Origin of the sequence: Oceanobacillus indicireducens (assembly GCF_014647195.1) — a bacterium.
Classification (GTDB): Bacteria; Bacillota; Bacilli; order Bacillales; family Amphibacillaceae; genus Oceanobacillus; species Oceanobacillus indicireducens.
Genome location: NZ_BMOS01000002.1, coordinates 53,376 through 73,232, shown reverse-complemented (window position 1 = coordinate 73,232; position 19,857 = coordinate 53,376). Strand labels below are relative to the sequence as shown.

Below are 19,857 nucleotides of genomic sequence, written 5' to 3'. Positions count from 1 at the left end.
AAGTGTGAGTAAAAGAAAAACACATCTTTTTATTGATTACCATGTCAACTTACCGATATAATAGGGACATTATTCAAAAAGGAAAGGCGATAGGATGAACGAGCCAGAAAAGCGTGTGGCGCTTCAATTGAAAATGAAGATTCAGGATGCTTCAGACAAGGAAATAAATCATATAAAAGCAACCGGTGTATTCTTCCGGAAGGGCAAGTTGGATGTACTAAGGTTTGAAGAAACAATAGATGATATGGAAATTTCATCACTTATCACAATCCAGAAAGAGAAAGTGACGATTAAACGAACCGGTGCCGTCTCGATGCATCAGCAATTTCGCCTTGGTCAAGTAACAGAAAATGTTTACAAACACCCGCATGGAAACCTGCATATGGAAACATTCACGCAACTGATGATGTATCAGCCGTTGGGGCAAGGCATACCAGCGCGATTGAACCTGGATTACACTGTTAAACTAAATGGGCAAGATGAACGAAAGCATACATTGGAACTTATTATTATAGAGGAGGACCCCAGATGAACGTACTGGAACAAACAGAACAGAAATTGAAACAAGAAATTTCGGAAGCCGTACTTAAGTCAGGCCTTGCAAGCGCAGAAGAACTTCCGGAAATTATTTTAGAGAAACCAAAAGATAAATCCCACGGTGACTTTGCAACGAATATTGCCATGCAGCTTGCCCGAATTGCAAAGAAAGCGCCGCGGCAGATTGCTGACGAGATTGTAAAAGTGATCAACGAAACAGAAGCATCAATTGAAAAAATCGAAATCGCAGGACCTGGGTTTATTAACTTTTTTATGAAAAATGATCTTCTCGAGCAAATCATCCCGACAATTCTTAGAGAGCAGGACAATTACGGGAAAAGTGATGCTGGTAAAGGCAAACGTATCCAAGTAGAGTTCGTTTCGGTAAACCCGACTGGTGACCTCCACCTTGGTCATGCCCGTGGAGCAGCTTATGGGGACGTGCTTAGTAGTTTGCTCGCAGCGGCAGGCTATAATGTCGAACGGGAGTATTATATTAACGATGCCGGCAGCCAGATCGATAAGCTAGGGTTCTCGGTTGAAGCACGCTACTTGCAGGAGCTCGGTGAAGACGTTGAGATGCCGGAAGACGGTTATCACGGACAAGTCATTATCGATATGGCAAAAGCAATTGTCGCAGAAGACGGCAATAAATGGCTGGAAAAATCTCATGAAGAACGCTTTGAATACATGAAAGAGTATGGACTTAAGGCTTCACTGCGAAATATTGAACGTGACCTGAAAGACTTCCATGTCGAATTCGATAACTGGTTCTCGGAGCGCACATTATATGAAGATGATCAAATACCGAATGCAGTCCAGCAGCTGAAAGAGAGTGGCTATATTTATGAAAAAGATGGTGCAACGTGGTTCAAGACGACGGAATTTGGTGATGATAAAGACCGTGTCATCATTAAACAGGATGGTAACTACACGTATCTGACACCGGATATCGCGTACCATAAAAATAAATTGGACCGTGGCTTCGATAAACTCATCAACGTCTGGGGTTCCGATCACCACGGCTATGTCGCTCGTATGAACGCAGCGATTCAAGCGCTCGGTTACCCGGCAGATAAGCTGGAAGTAAAAATCATTCAAATGGTGAATCTCTTTGAAGGCGGGGAAAAGGTACGAATGAGTAAACGTACCGGAAAAGCTGTGAGCTTGCGTGAACTGATGGAAGAGGTCGGAATTGATGCAACCCGTTATTTCTTCGTCGCCCGTTCCAACGATTCCCAGCTTGATTTCGATATAGACCTTGCTCGTTCTCAGTCCAACGAAAACCCGGTTTACTACGTGCAATATGCACATGCACGGATCTGTACGATGCTCTCTCAAGCGGAAACAAGAGGTTTCGATGTTAATGGGAAGTTTGATTTTGCAGAGCTTACATCAGAAAAAGAGCAAGAGCTCCTTATGAAGATCGGCTCCTTCCCGCAAACGGTCGCTGACGCAGCGGAAAAGCATGCACCTCAACGCGTAACGAATTATGTATTCGAACTCGCAAGCTTACTTCATAGCTTCTACAACGCAGAGAAAGTACTTGATGCAGATGCACCGGAACGGACAACTGCAAGAATCGCCTTAATGAAAGCAGTCCGTATCACTATCGCCAACGCACTTAACCTAATCGGCGTAACCGCACCGGAGAAAATGTAAAGAACATAAGAGCCAAATTAATTTCTTTTGTGAAAGGAATTGATTTGGCTCTTTTTTGTTGTTTGAAAGATTTTATGATTAGGGTTCTTCTTACATTAATGGGGGAACAAGTGGTAGATGTTTTCCCATTACCGTGTTGAACTAGCGTGAATGGGAAAACAATCGTAGTTTATTTTCCCGTTATCGTATTGATCCAGTGTATATGGGAAAACAAGCGGTGTTTATCTTCCCATTCTCGTGTTGAACTAGCATGAATAGGAAAACAAACGGTAATTATTTTCCGATTATCGAGTTTATCCAGTATGAATGGGCAAACAAATAGCAATTATTTTCCTAATTAGCATCCCCATCTCGCATGAATGACAAAACAAACTAAAAGATTTCGACAAAACTATTGACTGAATGGTCATTCACCTATAAAGTAGTATGTACTATAATGATATGTATCTATATCATTTCAGACGAGAAATTTTTTTAGAACACCATGTAATCGCTATCATTCTGAATAAATGAAAAAAGAGGGGGCATTTAAATGGATACATTTCAAATTATTAACTGGATCGCATTCTTAGTTGTAACCATCTATGCAATCTATTTATTTGCTAGAGTCATTGCAACGAGAATGTCCTATATCAAACTTGGGAGAAAGTCAGAGTTTGATGGCGAAATCAAATTACGTCTAAAACGCGTAGGGAAAATTGTTTTCGGTCAATCGAAGCTGCTGAAGGATAAGAAGTCTGGAACGATTCATGTGATGATGTTCTATGGATTCATCCTTGTCCAGTTCGGCGCAATTGACATGTTCATCAAAGGATTATCACCGGGCAACCATTTGCCATTCGGATCGCTTTATCCAGGGTTCGTCTTTTTCCAAGAACTCGTTACGTTGATGATCCTTGTAGCGGTATTTTGGGCATTTTACCGCCGTTATATGGAAAAGCTTGTCCGACTGAAGCGCGGATTTAAAGCAGGTCTTGTACTTATTTTCATCGGGACACTCATGCTTTCTGTCCTTGCTGGAAATGGGATGCTCATGCTCTGGGAGGAACGGGCAGTAACCTGGACAGAGCCTGTTGCGAGTTTAATTGCAACAGCTTTTAGTTTTCTATCACCAGAGACAGCGATGGTACTGTTTTTCGTTGCTTGGTGGGTGCATACGCTCACGTTGCTTACCTTTTTAGTATACGTTCCGCAATCCAAGCACTTCCACTTGATTGCAGCACCAATCAACGTATTTTTAAGTAAAAAGGTTCCTGGAAAGTTAGAAAAAATTGATTTTGAAATGGACGCGGAAGACGAGGAAGAAGAAATTTCCTTCGGTGTAGGGAAAATTGAGGACTTCAGCCAATACCAGATGATTGATTTTTACGCCTGCGTGGAATGTGGCCGTTGTACCGACGTCTGCCCAGCTGCAGGTACCGGGAAGATGCTTTCCCCAATGGATATTATGATTAAACTGCGTGATCATCTTACAGAAAAGGGAGCAGCAGTAACTGGTAATTCACCTTGGGTGCCGAGCTATGCATTCTCGAATTCTACTGGAAATATGGCCAGTAGCGAGGGAGAGGCTGCAGCAACAATTCAAAATATGAGTCTTGCAGGTGACGTCATTACTGCTGAAGAGCTTTCTGCATGTACGACTTGCCGGAACTGTGAAGATGCTTGCCCAGTAAATAACGAACACGTTGGAACGATCATTGACCTGCGTCGTTACTTAGTGATGACGGAAGGGAAGATGGATTCTGAAATCCAACGTGCCGTGCAAAATATCGAACGTCAAGGTAACCCTTGGGGTCTATCGAAAAAAGATCGCGTGAAATGGCGCGAAGAAGATGAAACAGTATACATTCCGACGGTAAAAGAATTGAAGAAAGAAGACAAAGAGTTTGAATACCTGTTCTGGGTAAGTTCGATGGGGGCCTACGATAGCCGTAGCCAAAAAATCGCTCTTGCTTTTGCGAAACTGATGAACCGGGCAGGTGTCAGCTTTGCGATTTTAGGAAACACTGAAGCAAACTCAGGAGATACAGCCCGCCGTATCGGAAATGAATTTCTTTTCCAAGAGATTGCAGAAAAGAACATAAAGCAATTCAATAAATATAATGTGAAGAAGATTGTTACAATTGACCCGCACGCCTATAATATCTTTAAAAACGAGTATCCAGACTTTGGCTTTGAAGCGGAAGTCTACCATCATACGCAATTACTCTATGATTTAATCATGGAAGGAAAATTGCAGCCAACCGGCCAGATCAATGAACGCCTAACGTACCATGACTCCTGTTATTTGGGCAGATATAATGGCGTATATGACCCACCGCGGGAAATCTTGAAATCGATTCCGGGGCTGGAATTAGTAGAAATGGTCCGTACCCGTGAAAACGGCATGTGCTGCGGGGCCGGCGGAGGCTTAATGTGGACGGAAGAAACAACCGGAAATCGCATCAACGTCGCCCGTACAGAACAAGCATTACAAGTGAACCCATCGATGATTTCGACAGGTTGTCCATACTGCTTGACGATGATCAGCGACGGAACAAAAGCGAAAGAAGTCGACGAAGATATCGGCACGCTTGACGTAGCTGAAATTCTAGCAATCTCCGTATTTGCTGAAGAAGAAGAGAAAACAGCGTAATAATAAAGTGAACCTTCATTCAGTGAGGATTCCTTCCCTCCCCACTGAATGTTAGTTGAACAGAATCAGGGATTTACGGACTGTATATCCCCACCTTCACACCTCGGGCTTTACTCATGTTTAGAGATGGGGGTATTACAGACCGTTAATACGTGATAAATTGAGGTTGGGAAATGAACTATTTTAATCTATTTCCCAACCTCTAAATTTACTAACCTATAATGAGCGAGCGATCAATCAGACGCGCTAATATATTTTTTTAGGAGGATCATAATGAGAAAATCAGTAATTGTGTCAGGTGCAAGAACTCCGTTTGGAAGATTCGGAGGCGGATTACAACCTCTCCAAGCAACAGACCTTGGTGGAAAAGTTATTTCTGAAGCGGTCAAACAAGCAAACTTGGAAGGTGACCAAATTGATGAAGTGATTATGGGAACTGTACTACAAGGTGGCCAAGGCCAAATCCCTTCCCGCCAAGCAGCAAGAAAAGCCGGACTCCCTTGGAACGTGAAAACAGAAACAATCAACAAAGTCTGTGCATCCGGACTTCGCGCCGTTACTCTCGCCGATCAACTCATTCGTCTAGGAGATGAGGACACGATCGTAGCAGGTGGAATGGAAAGCATGAGTAATGCCCCTTATATTTTAAAAGATGCCCGCTGGGGACACCGGATGGGTGACAGACCTGTTGTAGATTTAATGATTCACGACGGACTCACCTGCTCCTTTGAAGGTGTCCATATGGGGAATTATGGAAACAGCACAGCGAATAAATACGATGTCAGCCGCGAAGCTCAAGATGAGTGGGCCTACCGGAGTCATATGCGGGCAGTTGAAGCAATTGAAGAAGGTAAATTCAAAGATGAGATTGTCCCTGTTGAAATTCCGCAGCGAAAAGGGGACTCGGTCCTTATTGATACAGATGAAGCACCACGGAAAGATACGAGTATCGAAAAACTTGCGAAATTGCGCCCGGCATTTGATAAAGACGGAACAATCACAGCTGGTAACGCACCAGGCGTAAACGACGGAGCCTGTGCATTTGTTGTGATGGGTGATGATACAGCAGAGAAACTTGGGAAAACACCGCTCGCAACGATTCTCGGTCACGCAGAAGTTGCCGTTGAAGCAGAGAATTTCCCGCAAACGCCAGGTCTTGTTATTAACGAACTTTTAAAGAAAACTGGCTATACGAAAGAGGATATTGAACTCTATGAAATCAATGAAGCATTCGCTGTTGTGTCGCTCGCAAGTGGGGAAATCGCTGGAATTGATATGGAGAAAGTAAATGTCAATGGCGGGGCAGTAGCACTTGGTCACCCAATCGGAGCAAGTGGCGGAAGAATTATTTTAACACTTATCCATGAACTGAAAAGAAGAGGCGGCGGTCTCGGAATTGCTGCGATCTGTAGTGGCGGTGGTCAAGGAGATGCCATCTTAATTGAAGTGAAATAAGAGGGGGAACGATGATGACAATTAAACGCGTAATGGTAATCGGTGCAGGTCAAATGGGGGCAGGGATCGCCCAAGTGGCGGCCCAAGCTGGTTTTGAAGTGCTTTTACACGATGCAAATGGAACAGCGCTTGATGAAGGGATACAACGAATTGAAAAACTCCTCACCCGAGCCGTCCAAAAGACGAGAATCACAGATGAAGAGAAGGCATCAACGCTGAACAATCTAAAGCGAGCAAAGAAACTAGAAGATGCGCGTACTTGTGATTTAGTCATCGAAGCAATTGTTGAAAATATGGACGTGAAATCAAAACTTTTCCGTGAACTGGATGAAATTACTCCAGCTCATACAATTTTAGCGACGAATACATCATCTTTACCGATTACGGAAATTGCCGCTGTAACAAATCGTCCGGAACAAGTTATCGGCATGCATTTTATGAACCCGGTCCCGGTTATGAAGCTCGTCGAAGTCATCCGCGGGATTCAAACAAATGATGAGACATATGAAAAAATTTCTCAGATGGCAGAAGAACTAGGAAAGACTTCTGTTGAAGTTGCTGATTTCCCAGGTTTTGCAGCGAACCGGATTTTAATGCCGATGATTAACGAAGCAATTTATGCGGTTTACGAAGGTGTCGCTTCACCAGAAGATATTGATACGGTGATGAAGCTCGGTATGAATCACCCGATGGGACCACTTCAGCTGGCAGATTTCATCGGGCTTGATACATGTCTCTACATTATGGAAGTGCTCTATGATGGTTTTGCAGATAGTAAATATCGTCCGTGCCCATTACTTAGAAAATATGTGAAAGCAGGCTGGCACGGTAAGAAATCCGGTCGTGGCTTTTACGTATATAGCTAATACAGCAAGAGAACAGCAAAGGGGGTAACCGGAATGGATTTGACATTTACCGAAGAACAGGAAATGATCCGTAAAATGGTCCGTGATTTTGCCGAAACAGAGATTGCGAATGAAGTGGAGCGGATGGAGCGTGAAGACCGCTTTCCAGAAGAAGTGATCCGGAAAATGGGTAAGCTCGGTTTAATGGGGATTCCAATTCCAGAGAAATACGGTGGAAGTGGAATGGATTTTACATCGTACATTATCGCTATTAACGAAATTTCAAAGGTGAGTGCTGGTATCGGCGCTATCTTATCTGTTCATACATCCGTTGGTACGAACCCGATTTTAAAATTTGGTACGGAACAACAGAAAGAAAAATATATCCCGAAGCTTGCAAGTGGAGAATACGTGGGAGCATTCGCGCTCACGGAACCTGGTGCGGGCTCGGACGCCGCAAATATTAAAACAACGGCAAAAAGAGACGGGGATCACTATATTTTAAACGGCTCGAAACTGTTCATCACGAATGGTACCCATGCAGATACGTTCATTACATTTGCAAGAACCGGTGAAGGGGCGAGTGGAGTTAGTGCCTTTATCGTGGAAAGGGAACCCCCCGGTTTTTCCATTGGGAAAGCTGAGAAGAAGATGGGCATGCATGGTACTGGGACGGTTACACTGAATTTTGACCACTGTAAAGTACCGAAAGAGCAACTCCTCGGAGGAGAAACGGAAGGCTTTAAAATTGCGATGGCGAACCTGAATGTCGGGCGTATTGGTATCGCTGCCCAAGGCCTTGGTATTGCAGAGGCCGCTCTTGAGCATGCAATCCATTATGCGAAAGAGCGTGAACAATTCGGCAAGCCAATCGCCCACCATCAAGGGATTTCATTTAAACTTGCCGATATGGCAACAGAGGTTGAAGCTGCCAGGTTATTAGTTTATCGGGCAGTAGATCACGTTGAAAAAAATCTTTTGCTCAGCAAAGAAGCATCCATGGCGAAAATGTACGCATCAAACACGGCGATGAAGACCGCGATTGAAGCGGTACAAATACATGGCGGCTACGGATATACCGAAGATTACGCTGTCGAACGGTTTTTCCGGGAAGCGAAAGTTACCCAGATTTATGAAGGTACCAATGAAATCCAACATGTTGTCATATCGAAAAACTTACTGGATTAGGAGTGAACAAAAATGAATTTTCAACTGACGGAAGAACAGGAAATGCTGCGGAAAATGGTCCGCGAATTTGCAATGAATGAAGTGGAACCGACTGCAGCCGAAAGAGATGAGGAAGAACGCTTTGACCGGGAGATTTTTGATAAAATGGCTGAACTTGGTCTGACTGGAATCCCGTGGCCGGAAAAATACGGTGGAATTGGTGCAGACTTCGTAAGTTATTGTATTGCGGTTGAAGAATTATCCCGTGTTTGTGCGTCTACCGGTGTGACATTGTCTGCCCATCTATCCCTTGCTAGCTGGCCGATTTATACGTACGGTACGGAGGAGCAGAAGAAGACGTTTCTTTACCTGCTCGCGACTGGGGAAGCGCTTGGTGCCTATGCCTTATCTGAAACAGGTGCGGGAAGTGACGTTGCAGCAATGAAGACCATTGCGAAAAAAGATGGCGACGATTATATATTAAATGGCAATAAGGTTTGGATTACAAATGGTGGAGTTGCTGATATCTATATCGTTTTTGCGAAAACGGATCCTGCTGCAAACCACAAGGGCATCAGTGCATTCATCGTGGAGAAAGGAACAGAAGGCTTCACCTTTGGTAAAAAGGAGAAAAAACTCGGTATTCGTTCGTCACCTACGACCGAATTAATTTTTGAAAACTGTCGGATACCGAAAGAGAACTTACTTGGCGAAGAAGGGGAAGGCTTTAAAATTGCGATGACAACTCTAGATGGCGGGAGAAACGGAATCGCTGCCCAAGCTGTCGGGATTGCCCAAGGAGCACTCGACGCATCGATAAATTACGCGAAAGAAAGAGAACAGTTTGGAAAACCAATTGCCCATAACCAAGGAATTTCATTTAAACTTGCTGACATGGCAACAGAAGTCGAAGCCGCTCGTTTATTAACGTACCAGGCAGCATGGCTTGAGAGTAACGGAAAACCATACGGAAAAGAATCCGCCATGTCCAAACTATTCGCAGGAGACGCAGCCATGCGGATTACTGTAGAAGCAGTCCAAATCTTCGGCGGTTACGGCTATACGAAAGATTATCCGGTCGAACGCTATATGCGTGACGCGAAAATCACCCAAATCTACGAAGGCACCCAAGAAGTCCAACGCCTCGTCATCGGTCGCACCATCACAAAATAACCTGGGACACTGGGGTCAGAGCACCTGTCCCAGTCGGGTTGGGACACGGGGTCAGAGCACTTGTCCCAGTAAGAAGTGGGACACGGGGTCAGAGCGCCTGTCACAGTATGAAGCGGGACAGTGGGGTCAGAGCGCCTGTCCCAGTGTGAAGCGGGACAGTGGAGTCAGAGCACCTGTCCCAGTAAGAAGTGGGACACTAGGGTCAGAGCTGTTGTCCCAGCAAACTGGGACAACAGCTCTGACCCTAGTGTCCCGGTGGAAAGGAAGGGCATCATGCAGACGTTAGTTGAACGGTTGAAACAAAAGGATATACGTGCGCTTGCTCGGGCGATTACGATGGTGGAGAATGATCATCCGGAAAAGCTGGAGTTGTTAAGTGCGGTGTTCAGCGAGCGGAAACACGCTGTATATGTAGGGCTGACTGGCTCACCTGGCGCAGGTAAGAGCTCACTTGTAAACCGGCTTGTCACCCAGATCCGGAGTGAGGGGAAAACGTGCGCTGTTATCGCGGTTGATCCAACAAGTCCATTTAGTGGCGGCGCACTCCTCGGCGACCGGGTCCGGATGAATGAACATTTCCTTGATGACGGCGTATTCATCCGCAGTATGGCGACGCGCGGCAGTCTCGGCGGTCTTGCCCGTGCGACGAAGGATGCGGTGCGCATATGTGATGCCTACGGGTTTGATGTGATTTTAGTCGAAACAGTCGGTGTCGGCCAGTCCGAGCTCGACATCATGAAAATCGTCGACACAACAGCCGTCGTCCTTACCCCGAACAGTGGGGATGTGCTCCAGATTTTTAAAGCAGGCATTATGGAAATCGCTGATCTTTTCGTCGTGAACAAAGCAGACCTCCCAGGCTTCGGTAAATTGAAAGCATTACTGAAAGAACTTGTCATGATCACCGCAACCGAAGAACGGGAAACCCCGATTATCAAGACGATCACGACGGAAAATAAAGGAATCGATAAACTGTGGGGAAAAATCAAAGACCATCATGAATATCTCTACAAGACCCACGAAGGAAAAAGAAAACGTAAGATGCAGCAAGAACTTGAAGTCTATGAACTCATCCGCGAAGAAATTTGGCGAGAGGTGAAACAATTTATCGAATCAAAGAGACACCTTGAGCCAATCAAGGCAGATGCGGATCCTTACAAACTCGCGATAGACTGGTACGCAAGATGGAAGAAGGAAGGAGGCTTTACAGATGATGGATAAGAGTCGAATTATCTCCTCCGTAAAAGACGAAGACCTGATCAAAAAACGCCGCGATCAGATGATTCAAGGCGCGATTCGGCTTTTTAAAGAGAAGGGCTTCCACCGGACGACAACGAGGGAAATCGCTAAAGAATCTGGCTTCAGTATCGGTACACTTTATGAATATATTAGAAAGAAGGAAGATGTCCTTTTTCTTGTTTGCGATTACATTTATGATGGCGTGCGCGATCATTTTGAAACAGAGCTGCAGCTGGAAAACCCTTCAGAGGAAAATTTGAAGGCAGTTTTCAAGTTTTATTATGAGCTTATGGATGACATGCAGGAAGAAATTCTCGTTCTCTATCAAGAAATAAAAGGCTTAAATAAGGAGACGAGGAAATATGTGCTGCAAAAGGAGAAAGATATGGTCGCTATGCTTGAGAAGCTTATCCTTTCTTGCTACCCGGATGCATTAAATGAAGAGGAAGTAAGCATAGCAGCGAATAATATCTTTGTTCAAGGCCATATGTGGGGCTTTCGTCGGTGGATTCTGCAACAGAAGTTCACGATAGAAGAATACATCGATATCCAAATTAAGCTGAACCTCCATGGCCTCTTGCATAAAAAATGATGATCCAAAGGGGAGGAGAAACATCATGCAACAAGTAGAAGTTTACAAACCGAAAAATCCGATTCGTTTTGTCACGGCATCAAGCCTATTTGATGGCCACGATGCCTCGGTCAATATAATGCGCCGAATCCTGCAAGCAACTGGGGCAGAAGTTATCCACCTCGGTCATAACCGTTCCGTGGAAGAAGTCGTCTACGCTGCGATTCAGGAAGATGCTCAAGCGATTGCCGTCTCTTCTTATCAAGGCGGACACGTCGAATATTTTAAATATATTATCGATCTATTAAAAGAAAACGATGCCGACCATATTAAAGTTTTCGGTGGTGGAGGTGGAACGATTATCCCGAGGGAAATTAAAGAACTTCATAATTATGGGGTTGACTGGATATTTTCCCCTGAGGATGGTCGTAAATACGGTCTTCAAGGTATGATTAACCGAATGATGGAAGCGAGCGACTTTCCAACGCCGCTTCAGATTGAAAAGGAGAAAGAGCGTTTATACAAGAGTGAGCGGGACGCCATGGCGAAGTTCATTACGTATATGGAAAACACGCCGAGCGATTCCAAGGAGAAACAACAGCTTCTCGAAGAATTTCGCAGTAAAGCAGATCAAGCGATTCCCGTGCTTGGGATTACGGGTACAGGTGGAGCGGGGAAAAGTTCGCTTACGGATGAACTCATACGCCGCTTCCTTAATGAAGTTCCCGATAAAAAGATTGCCGTCATCTCCATCGACCCGACGAAACGGAAAACTGGCGGAGCATTACTCGGTGATAGGATTCGTATGAATGCTATTTTTCATGATCGCGTCTATATGCGCTCACTTGCAACGAGGGAATCGCGGGACGAACTTTCTACGGCAATTAATGATGTCCTTGATGTGGTCAGGGCAACTGGTTTTGACTTTGTTATTGTGGAAACGAGCGGGATTGGTCAGGGAAATGCTGCGATTACCGATGTCACGGATCTTTCCATGTACGTCATGACCGCTGAATTCGGTGCTCCCACTCAGCTTGAGAAGATTGATATGATTGATTACGCAGATTTTATCGTCATTAACAAGTTCGAACAACGGGGTTCAGAAGATGCGTTGAATCAAGTGCGTAAACAATATGAGCGGAGCCGCATGCTTTTCGGTCAAGATAAAACTAAATATCCAGTATTCGGAACAATTGCGAGCCAATTCAATGATACAGGGACGAATTCTCTATTCGCTTCCATTATCGATACGCTGAACGAGCGCTACGGATGGGAGGAGGAGGTTGATTTTGAAAGGCATGTCCTTTCCGAGAAGCAAAATCAAATCATCTCCGGAGATCGCCGCCATTATTTACGGGAAATTGCTAGTATCGTCCGCGATTATAATAAACAAACGGAAAACCAAAGCGAGATAGCGCGAAAACTGTATCAGCTGCAAGGAACCTTGGAAATCATCGAGGACCCTGAAGCGAAAGAATTACTAGAACAAACGATAACCCAATATAAAAAACAGCTGAGCAATCATTCGCTTGAGTTGCTTGAATCATGGGATGATACGCAGGAAAAATATAGTCAAGACACGATGACCTTTAAAGTCCGCGATAAGGATATCGTTACGGAAATCACAACAGAATCCTTGTCTGGCCTGAAGATCCCGAAAGTCGCCTTCCCGAAATTCCAAGACTGGGGTGAACGCCTCCGCTGGCTTATGAAAGAAAACGTTCCGGGCAGATTCCCATTCACAGCAGGAGTATTCCCGTTCAAGCGGGAAGGGGAAGATCCAACCCGTCAATTCGCTGGAGAAGGGACGCCAGAGCGGACGAACCGGAGATTCCATTATTTATCAAAAGATTCCGAGGCAAAACGGCTTTCGACCGCCTTTGACTCTGTTACTCTATACGGTGAAGACCCGGCAGAGCGCCCGGATATTTACGGAAAAGTCGGGGAAAGTGGCGTCAATATATGTACCCTCGAAGATATGAAAAAATTGTATGCAGGCTTTGATTTGACGAACCCGCTCACCTCCGTCTCAATGACAATTAACGGACCGGCCCCGATTATTTTAGCGATGTATTTCAATACAGCAATCGATCAACAAATCGATAAATTTACAGAAGAACATGGCCGGAAACCGACAGATGAGGAATATGAAGCTATTAAAAATAAAACGGTTTCCACCATTCGCGGAACCGTTCAAGCCGATATTTTAAAAGAAGATCAAGGGCAAAACACATGTATCTTCTCAACAGAATTCGCCCTGCGCATGATGGGGGATATCCAGGAATATTTTATTGAAAAAAATGTGCGCAACTATTATTCTGTCTCCATCTCGGGCTACCATATTGCGGAGGCTGGTGCAAATCCAATTACCCAGCTCGCCTTCACACTCGCAAATGGGTTCACCTATGTGGAATATTATTTAAGCCGGGGCATGGACGTGAATAAATTCGCACAAAACCTGTCCTTCTTCTTTTCGAATGGCCTGGATCCGGAATATACGGTAATCGGCCGGGTTGCCCGCAGGATTTGGTCGATCGTTTTAAGGGAAAAATACGGAGCAAATGAGCGGAGTCAAAAACTTAAATACCATGTCCAGACTTCTGGACGTTCCCTACACGCCCAAGAGATTGACTTTAACGATATCCGTACAACACTGCAAGCACTTCTAGCAATCCAAGATAATACAAATTCCTTACACACGAATGCATATGACGAGGCAATCACGACACCGACAGAAGAATCCGTGCGCCGAGCGATGGCGATTCAAATGATCATCAATAAAGAATTCGGACTGACGAAAAATGAAAACTCTACCCAAGGTTCTTTTATCGTTGAGGAATTGACAGATCTTGTCGAAGAAGCGGTGCTCCAAGAATTTGAGCGGATGAATGACCGTGGAGGTGTGCTCGGAGCAATGGAGCGGCAATACCAGCGAGGGAAAATCCAGGAAGAATCACTTTACTATGAAAGCAAGAAACATTCCGGTGAACTTCCGATTATCGGGGTGAACACGTATGTAAACCCGAACCCGCCAAGTGATGAGGAGATTGATTCCATGGAACTTGCCCGTGCCTCCCAGGAAGAGAAACAGCATCAAATTACAGAGCTGCGCAAATTCCAAAAGCAGCATGCAGACGAAACAGAAGCAGCTCTAAGTCGTCTCAAACAAGTCGCAGTCCAAGGAGGCAACATCTTCGCCGAACTCCTCGAAACCGTCAAAGTTGCGAGCCTCGGCCAAATCACAACTGCTTTATATGAAGTCGGCGGGCAGTATCGAAGGAATATGTGATTTTTTTGGGGTAGAGCATAACGTTTATAATTAAGATTGTAAATCCGAACAAATCGAGGGAGAGCGGTTTGTTCGGATTTTTCGTGTATAGGGTAGTTATGTATTTTACTGCTCGGGATGGTGTTTCTTTTCTCAATCGTGCGCTCACTTTGTCCGAATAGGCAAATAACCGGTGTTTCTTTTCCCAATCCTGCGGTCACTTTGTTCGAATGGGCAAATAACCGGTGTTTCTTTTCCAAATCATAGGGTCACTTTGTCCGAATGGGCGAATAACCGTCGTTTCTTTTCCCAATACTATGCACCCGCCGTTCAAATGGGAAAATAACCAGCAATTCTTTTCCCAATACTATGCACCCGCCGTTCAAATGGGAAAATAAACAGCAATTCTTTTCCCAATACTATGCACCCGCCGTTCAAATGGGAAAATAAACGGTATTTCTCTTCCCATTATTACGCAGTTCCCTTCCAAAAGGGAAAAGAACCGTTATTTGTTTTCTCAATGCCGCGCTACATCTGTCTAAAAGAGAAAATAAAAGATGTTTTTTTCCTTATGCAACGTCTTATCCTTGGAAAAAGGAAGTCAATATGAAATATCCCACTGAAAACTTAACTTTTTAGCCAAAAACCCTAGCATAAACACTACATACTTGTATATAATGAAAGGTATGTTTATCTTAGTAATATAGAAATGTAATCAATCATTTATTAATATACAGTAAAAGGAGTGCGTATTTGTGTTAGATCAATACAGCCGCGAAGAATTAAAAGGAAAATCCATGCTCGGCCTAGCCAGTCTCATTTTAAAAGACACAAAAAAAGCATTAGATTTCCAGGAACTCTATAACCAAATTACAGAACTAAAAGGACTAACCAAACAAGCAAAAGAAAATCAAATTGCTCAATTCTACACAGAGCTCAACGTTGACGGTCGCTTTATAACACTAGGCTCAAACATATGGGGCCTAAAAGAATGGTACCCAATCGACCAAGCAGACGAACAAATCACACAAACACCTAAGAAACGGAAAAAGAAAAAAGCAGACGAATTTGATGAAGAGGAAGAACTGGAATACGAAGGAGACCTTGTTGAGCTTGGCGAAGAAGAGGTTGACGAGGACGGAGAGATAGTGGGAATTGATGAATTCGATGAAGACTTTGACGAAGATCTAGACGAAGAAGACGAGGAAGAACTCGATGTAGAAATCGACCTTGACGACGAGGAAGAAGAATAAAAAATGAGGAAGCCCACTTGACTTTTTTTCATAGGATAAGTAGAATTTTATTTGGGCTCCTTAATCGACAAACAGGCGTTTTCCCAGAAAAAAATGGGAAGGCGCTTTTATTATTTTAGAGGGTGCTGCCAAATAAGTTATAAATGTTTGTCTTCGGGCAACATATAAATAGAATCTTAGGAAAGAAAGAGGGAAAGAGCAGTGACTAAATATATTTTTGTTACAGGTGGAGTTGTCTCTTCATTAGGAAAAGGTATTACAGCTGCCTCACTTGGTCGCTTATTGAAAAATCGTGGTTTGAAGGTGACCATTCAGAAATTCGATCCATATATCAACGTGGATCCGGGCACAATGAGTCCGTATCAGCACGGAGAGGTTTTCGTAACGAATGATGGTGCGGAAACGGATTTGGACCTTGGTCACTATGAACGGTTCATTGATATTAATCTGAACAAATACAGTAATATCACAACGGGTAAAGTGTATTCCACCGTTATTAAAAAAGAAAGACGCGGCGATTATCTCGGCGGTACCGTCCAAGTCATCCCACATATTACAAATGAAATTAAAGACCAAGTTTTCCGTGCAGGCAGCGCAACGAATGCGGATGTCGTCATTACTGAAATAGGCGGTACGGTCGGCGATATTGAGTCACTTCCTTTCCTTGAAGCTATTCGCCAGATTAAAAATGAAGTAGGAAGAAACAGTGTCATGTATATCCATTGTACACTTGTTCCTTACCTTGCAGCAGCCGGTGAACTTAAAACGAAACCGACACAGCACAGTGTGAAGGAATTACGTTCACTAGGGATTCAACCAGATATTATCGTGCTTCGTACTGAAGTGGAGGTTTCCAGAGAACAAAAAGAAAAAATTGCTTTATTCTGTGATATAGCAAAAGATGCGGTAATTGAAATGCCGGATGCGGATACCCTTTATCAAGTGCCGATTTCCCTTCAGGAACAACATTTGGATGACATCGTTTTGAAGCATTTCGGTTTGGAATACCCGCAAGCAAAAATGGATGACTGGTTCCAACTGCTTGAAAGGGTAAGAAACCTATCGAAAACAATTGACATCGGACTTGTTGGGAAGTATGTGGAACTGCAGGATGCTTACCTTTCTGTTGTAGAATCCTTGAAACATGCAGGTTACGACTATGATGCAGACATTAATATCCACTGGATTAATTCAGAGACACTAACAAAAGAAGCGATTGAAGAAGAAATATCTCATGTGGACGGAATTGTTGTACCAGGCGGCTTCGGTACTCGAGGCGTTGACGGGAAAATTGAGGCGATTCGCTATGCAAGGGAAAATAAAATTCCATTCTTTGGAATCTGCTTAGGAATGCAGCTTGCAACAGTCGAGTTTGCCCGTAATGTGATCGGCCTGGAAGATGCTCACTCTACAGAAATTGATCCGGAAACACCACATCCAGTTATCTCGCTTCGTCCAGAACAAGAGGACGTAGAAGACCTTGGCGGAACACTTCGTCTCGGTGCCTACCCATGTAAACTAGTGGCGGGAACGAAAGCGAAAGCGGCTTACGGCGAAAGTGATATGATTGAAGAACGTCACCGTCACCGCTATGAAGTTAACAATGCATATCGGAAACAGCTTGAGGAAAATGGGTTCATTATTTCAGGACTTAGCCCCGATGAAAGGTTAGTAGAGATTATTGAATTAAAAGACCACCCGTGGTTTGTCGCTTGTCAATTCCACCCAGAATTCACATCACGACCAACCCGCCCTCAACCACTGTTTAAAGGTTTTATTGAAAAAATTGTAAATGGAGACAAGAGCTGATGCTTTATGCATCGGCTTTTTTAATTGACCCTTGCTTATTGCTTTCATTCAGCGTAAGTATTTTGCGCATTCATTTTATTGGCGTTCTAATTACCGTTCAGTTGCCCGGCGGACGGATGCGCATCCTAAGGCACGGCCTCAGCCTCCTCGGAAGAAAACCGCTTCCTGCTCAGGTCTGGACTCGTGCTATTCCCGTAGGAGTCACCGTCCGCCGGGCAATTGAACTGATAGGAGCAATTATTATAAATGGAAACTATTCTCTTCAGATCAGCATTCTATTCCTAAATTGAAAAATAGTGCTCCAAATTTAGCCTTTCCTCGGAGCAGTCCAGACACCTCGAGACTCCTGCGGGAGGGTAGGCTTGGTGAGACCCCGCAGTGGGCTTGCCCACGAGGAGGCTCACCAGCCGCCCGCGGAAAGCGAGAGGTGTCTGGACTGCGAACCTCCAGAAGAAAGTTGCCGACACTTACGCTGAATGAAAGCAATCAACATTTGCGAAAATTGACTTAGGACCTTAAAAATATGTCTTTATCCAATATTTCCCTGTAAACAATTTGCATAATTCATTAAAAAAGCAGGATATTTTCTTTTTTTAGCGAACTTAAGAAATGGGGAGAATGAAAAAGGGGGCAAAAAATAATGACAAAGGAGTTATTGATTGTAGATGACCAACCAGGGATACGCCTACTGCTTACTGACATCTTAATGAACGCCGGCTATGAGATCACGACGGCATCTGATGGGAAGGAAGCTATTGACTTGCTTGGGGAGAAGCAATTTGATTTAGTAATGTTGGACTACAAGTTACCATTGGTCGACGGGATTGGAGTTCTGGAGAGAATAAGAGAAATGGAGCAATCGGTCCCAACAATTGTGATGAGTGGACTCGTGGAAAAAATTGAAATGGAACTGCAAGATTTTCCGCAGGTGAAGAAAATTTTGGCAAAACCGTTCAATATTGAAGACATTCCGGTTATCGTGGAAGATGCGATCGGTGATGTATTAATGGAGTAAACTCGAAAATTTTGTTACATTTTTCACAACCAAAAGGACGTCAATCGCCTGTAACAGCGCTACAATCGGCTTCTTGGGGGAAATAGGGGGATATTACATCTAAGAGACAAGTATGAGAATCAGTTGCACCAATGATTAGGAGTTGGTATTCTTATAGTATAAATGCCGATGCGGATTTTTTGCTCTAAAGACGAAAGATGTCGTTAGAAGGACGAATTCGAATTGGGCAGTTGCTTTTCATACATCAAAGGAGGAATTACCATGTCATTAGTATCAATGAAAGACATGCTCGAAAAAGCGAAAGAAAACGGGTATGCCGTTGGTCAGTTCAATATTAATAATTTAGAATATGCTCAAGCAATCCTACAAGCTGCAGAAGAGGAGCAATCTCCGGTTATTCTAGGAGTTTCCGCAGGTGCCGGTAAATATATGGGCGGTCTGAAAGTAGTTGTAGCAATGGTGAAATCGTTAATGGAATCATACGGAACAACCGTACCTGTTGCGATTCACTTAGACCATGGTACAAGCTTTGAGTTATGTGCAGAAGCAATTCATGCTGGCTTTACGTCCGTTATGATTGACGCATCACACTCACCAATTGAAGAAAATATCGCAACAACGAAAAAAGTAGTCGAACTCGCTCATATCCACGGAGTATCCGTTGAAGCGGAAGTAGGTACAGTAGGTGGGGAAGAAGACGGAGTCATTGGCGGAATCATGTATGCTGACAAAGATGAATGTAAAAAGCTCGTTGACGAAACAAATGTTGACTGTCTTGCACCAGCATTAGGTTCTGTTCACGGACCATATCAAGGAGAACCTAACCTTGGCTTTAAAGAAATGGAAGAAATCCTGAACCTCGTACAAATCCCACTTGTGCTTCACGGTGGAACAGGGATTCCACTGAAAGATATCCAAAGAGCGATTTCACTTGGAACTGCAAAAATTAACGTAAATACGGAGAACCAAATGGCACAGGCAGAAGCAGTGCGTAAAGTTCTTAACGAAAAACCAGATCTATATGATCCACGTAAATATTTAGGACCAGGTACAGAAGCAATTAAAGCAACAGTTAAAGAGAAAATGCGTGAATTTGGTTCTTCTCAACAAGCATAAAGTGAAACTCATTCAGTGGAGGTACCCTTACCCCTCCATTGAATGTTAGTTGAACAGAATCAGGGATTTACGTATCGACCGTTAATACGTGATAAAAAATCTTCACATGGAG

At 44.0% G+C, this 19,857-nt stretch carries 14 protein-coding genes; all 14 read left to right on the top strand.

Annotation, left to right across the window (positions count from 1 at the left end; genetic code table 11):
• Window positions 1-94 precede the first annotated feature (94 nt).
• The 14 genes from IEX94_RS01880 (at window position 95) to fba (ending at window position 19,745) form a co-directional block, all read left to right on the top strand.
• On the top strand, window positions 95-532 hold the full coding sequence (locus tag IEX94_RS01880; RefSeq protein ID WP_188855806.1) for a YwiB family protein: 438 nt from the start codon (window positions 95-97) through the stop codon (window positions 530-532).
• On the top strand, window positions 529-2,199 hold the full coding sequence (gene argS, locus IEX94_RS01875; protein WP_188855805.1) for an arginine--tRNA ligase: 1,671 nt from the start codon (window positions 529-531) through the stop codon (window positions 2,197-2,199). The genes IEX94_RS01880 and argS overlap by 4 nt, the downstream gene beginning before the upstream one ends.
• 532 nt (window positions 2,200-2,731) lie before the next feature.
• On the top strand, window positions 2,732-4,834 hold the full coding sequence (locus tag IEX94_RS01870) for a heterodisulfide reductase-related iron-sulfur binding cluster (RefSeq protein WP_156854203.1): 2,103 nt from the start codon (window positions 2,732-2,734) through the stop codon (window positions 4,832-4,834).
• Window positions 4,835-5,107: 273 nt separating this feature from the next.
• Complete coding sequence (locus IEX94_RS01865) at window positions 5,108-6,289, top strand: acetyl-CoA C-acetyltransferase (RefSeq protein WP_188855804.1); 1,182 nt, start codon at window positions 5,108-5,110, stop codon at window positions 6,287-6,289.
• A gap of 14 nt (window positions 6,290-6,303) precedes the next feature.
• Window positions 6,304-7,155 carry a 3-hydroxybutyryl-CoA dehydrogenase gene (locus IEX94_RS01860; RefSeq protein WP_188855803.1) on the top strand — a complete coding sequence of 284 codons (852 nt, stop codon included), beginning with the start codon at window positions 6,304-6,306 and terminating at the stop codon, window positions 7,153-7,155.
• A gap of 33 nt (window positions 7,156-7,188) precedes the next feature.
• Window positions 7,189-8,322, top strand: coding sequence for an acyl-CoA dehydrogenase (locus IEX94_RS01855; protein ID WP_188855802.1), 1,134 nt, complete (start codon window positions 7,189-7,191; stop codon window positions 8,320-8,322).
• 12 nt (window positions 8,323-8,334) lie between these two features.
• Window positions 8,335-9,474: an acyl-CoA dehydrogenase gene (locus tag IEX94_RS01850; protein WP_188855801.1), complete on the top strand. Its 1,140-nt coding sequence runs from the start codon at window positions 8,335-8,337 to the stop codon at window positions 9,472-9,474.
• 273 nt (window positions 9,475-9,747) lie between these two features.
• Entirely contained in the window at window positions 9,748-10,695 is a 948-nt protein-coding gene (meaB, locus tag IEX94_RS01845) for a methylmalonyl Co-A mutase-associated GTPase MeaB (RefSeq protein ID WP_188855800.1), read from the top strand.
• On the top strand, window positions 10,688-11,305 hold the full coding sequence (locus IEX94_RS01840; RefSeq protein ID WP_156854525.1) for a TetR/AcrR family transcriptional regulator: 618 nt from the start codon (window positions 10,688-10,690) through the stop codon (window positions 11,303-11,305). Before meaB ends, IEX94_RS01840 begins: the two co-directional genes overlap by 8 nt.
• A gap of 25 nt (window positions 11,306-11,330) precedes the next feature.
• Window positions 11,331-14,573, top strand: a complete 3,243-nt coding sequence (icmF, locus tag IEX94_RS01835) for a fused isobutyryl-CoA mutase/GTPase IcmF (protein ID WP_188855799.1) — start codon at window positions 11,331-11,333, stop codon at window positions 14,571-14,573.
• Between the two features lie 734 nt (window positions 14,574-15,307).
• Window positions 15,308-15,805 (top strand): DNA-directed RNA polymerase subunit delta, encoded by a 498-nt coding sequence (rpoE, locus tag IEX94_RS01830; protein ID WP_229782526.1) that lies wholly within the window; start codon window positions 15,308-15,310, stop codon window positions 15,803-15,805.
• A gap of 201 nt (window positions 15,806-16,006) precedes the next feature.
• Window positions 16,007-17,614: a CTP synthase gene (pyrG, locus tag IEX94_RS01825; protein ID WP_188855798.1), complete on the top strand. Its 1,608-nt coding sequence runs from the start codon at window positions 16,007-16,009 to the stop codon at window positions 17,612-17,614.
• Window positions 17,615-18,254: 640 nt separating this feature from the next.
• Window positions 18,255-18,629, top strand: coding sequence for a response regulator (locus IEX94_RS01820; RefSeq protein WP_156854219.1), 375 nt, complete (start codon window positions 18,255-18,257; stop codon window positions 18,627-18,629).
• Between the two features lie 261 nt (window positions 18,630-18,890).
• The gene (fba, locus tag IEX94_RS01815; RefSeq protein WP_156854221.1) at window positions 18,891-19,745 is read left to right on the top strand and encodes a class II fructose-1,6-bisphosphate aldolase; all 855 of its coding nucleotides are present in this window, start codon (window positions 18,891-18,893) and stop codon (window positions 19,743-19,745) included.
• The last annotated feature ends 112 nt before the right edge of the window (window positions 19,746-19,857 follow it).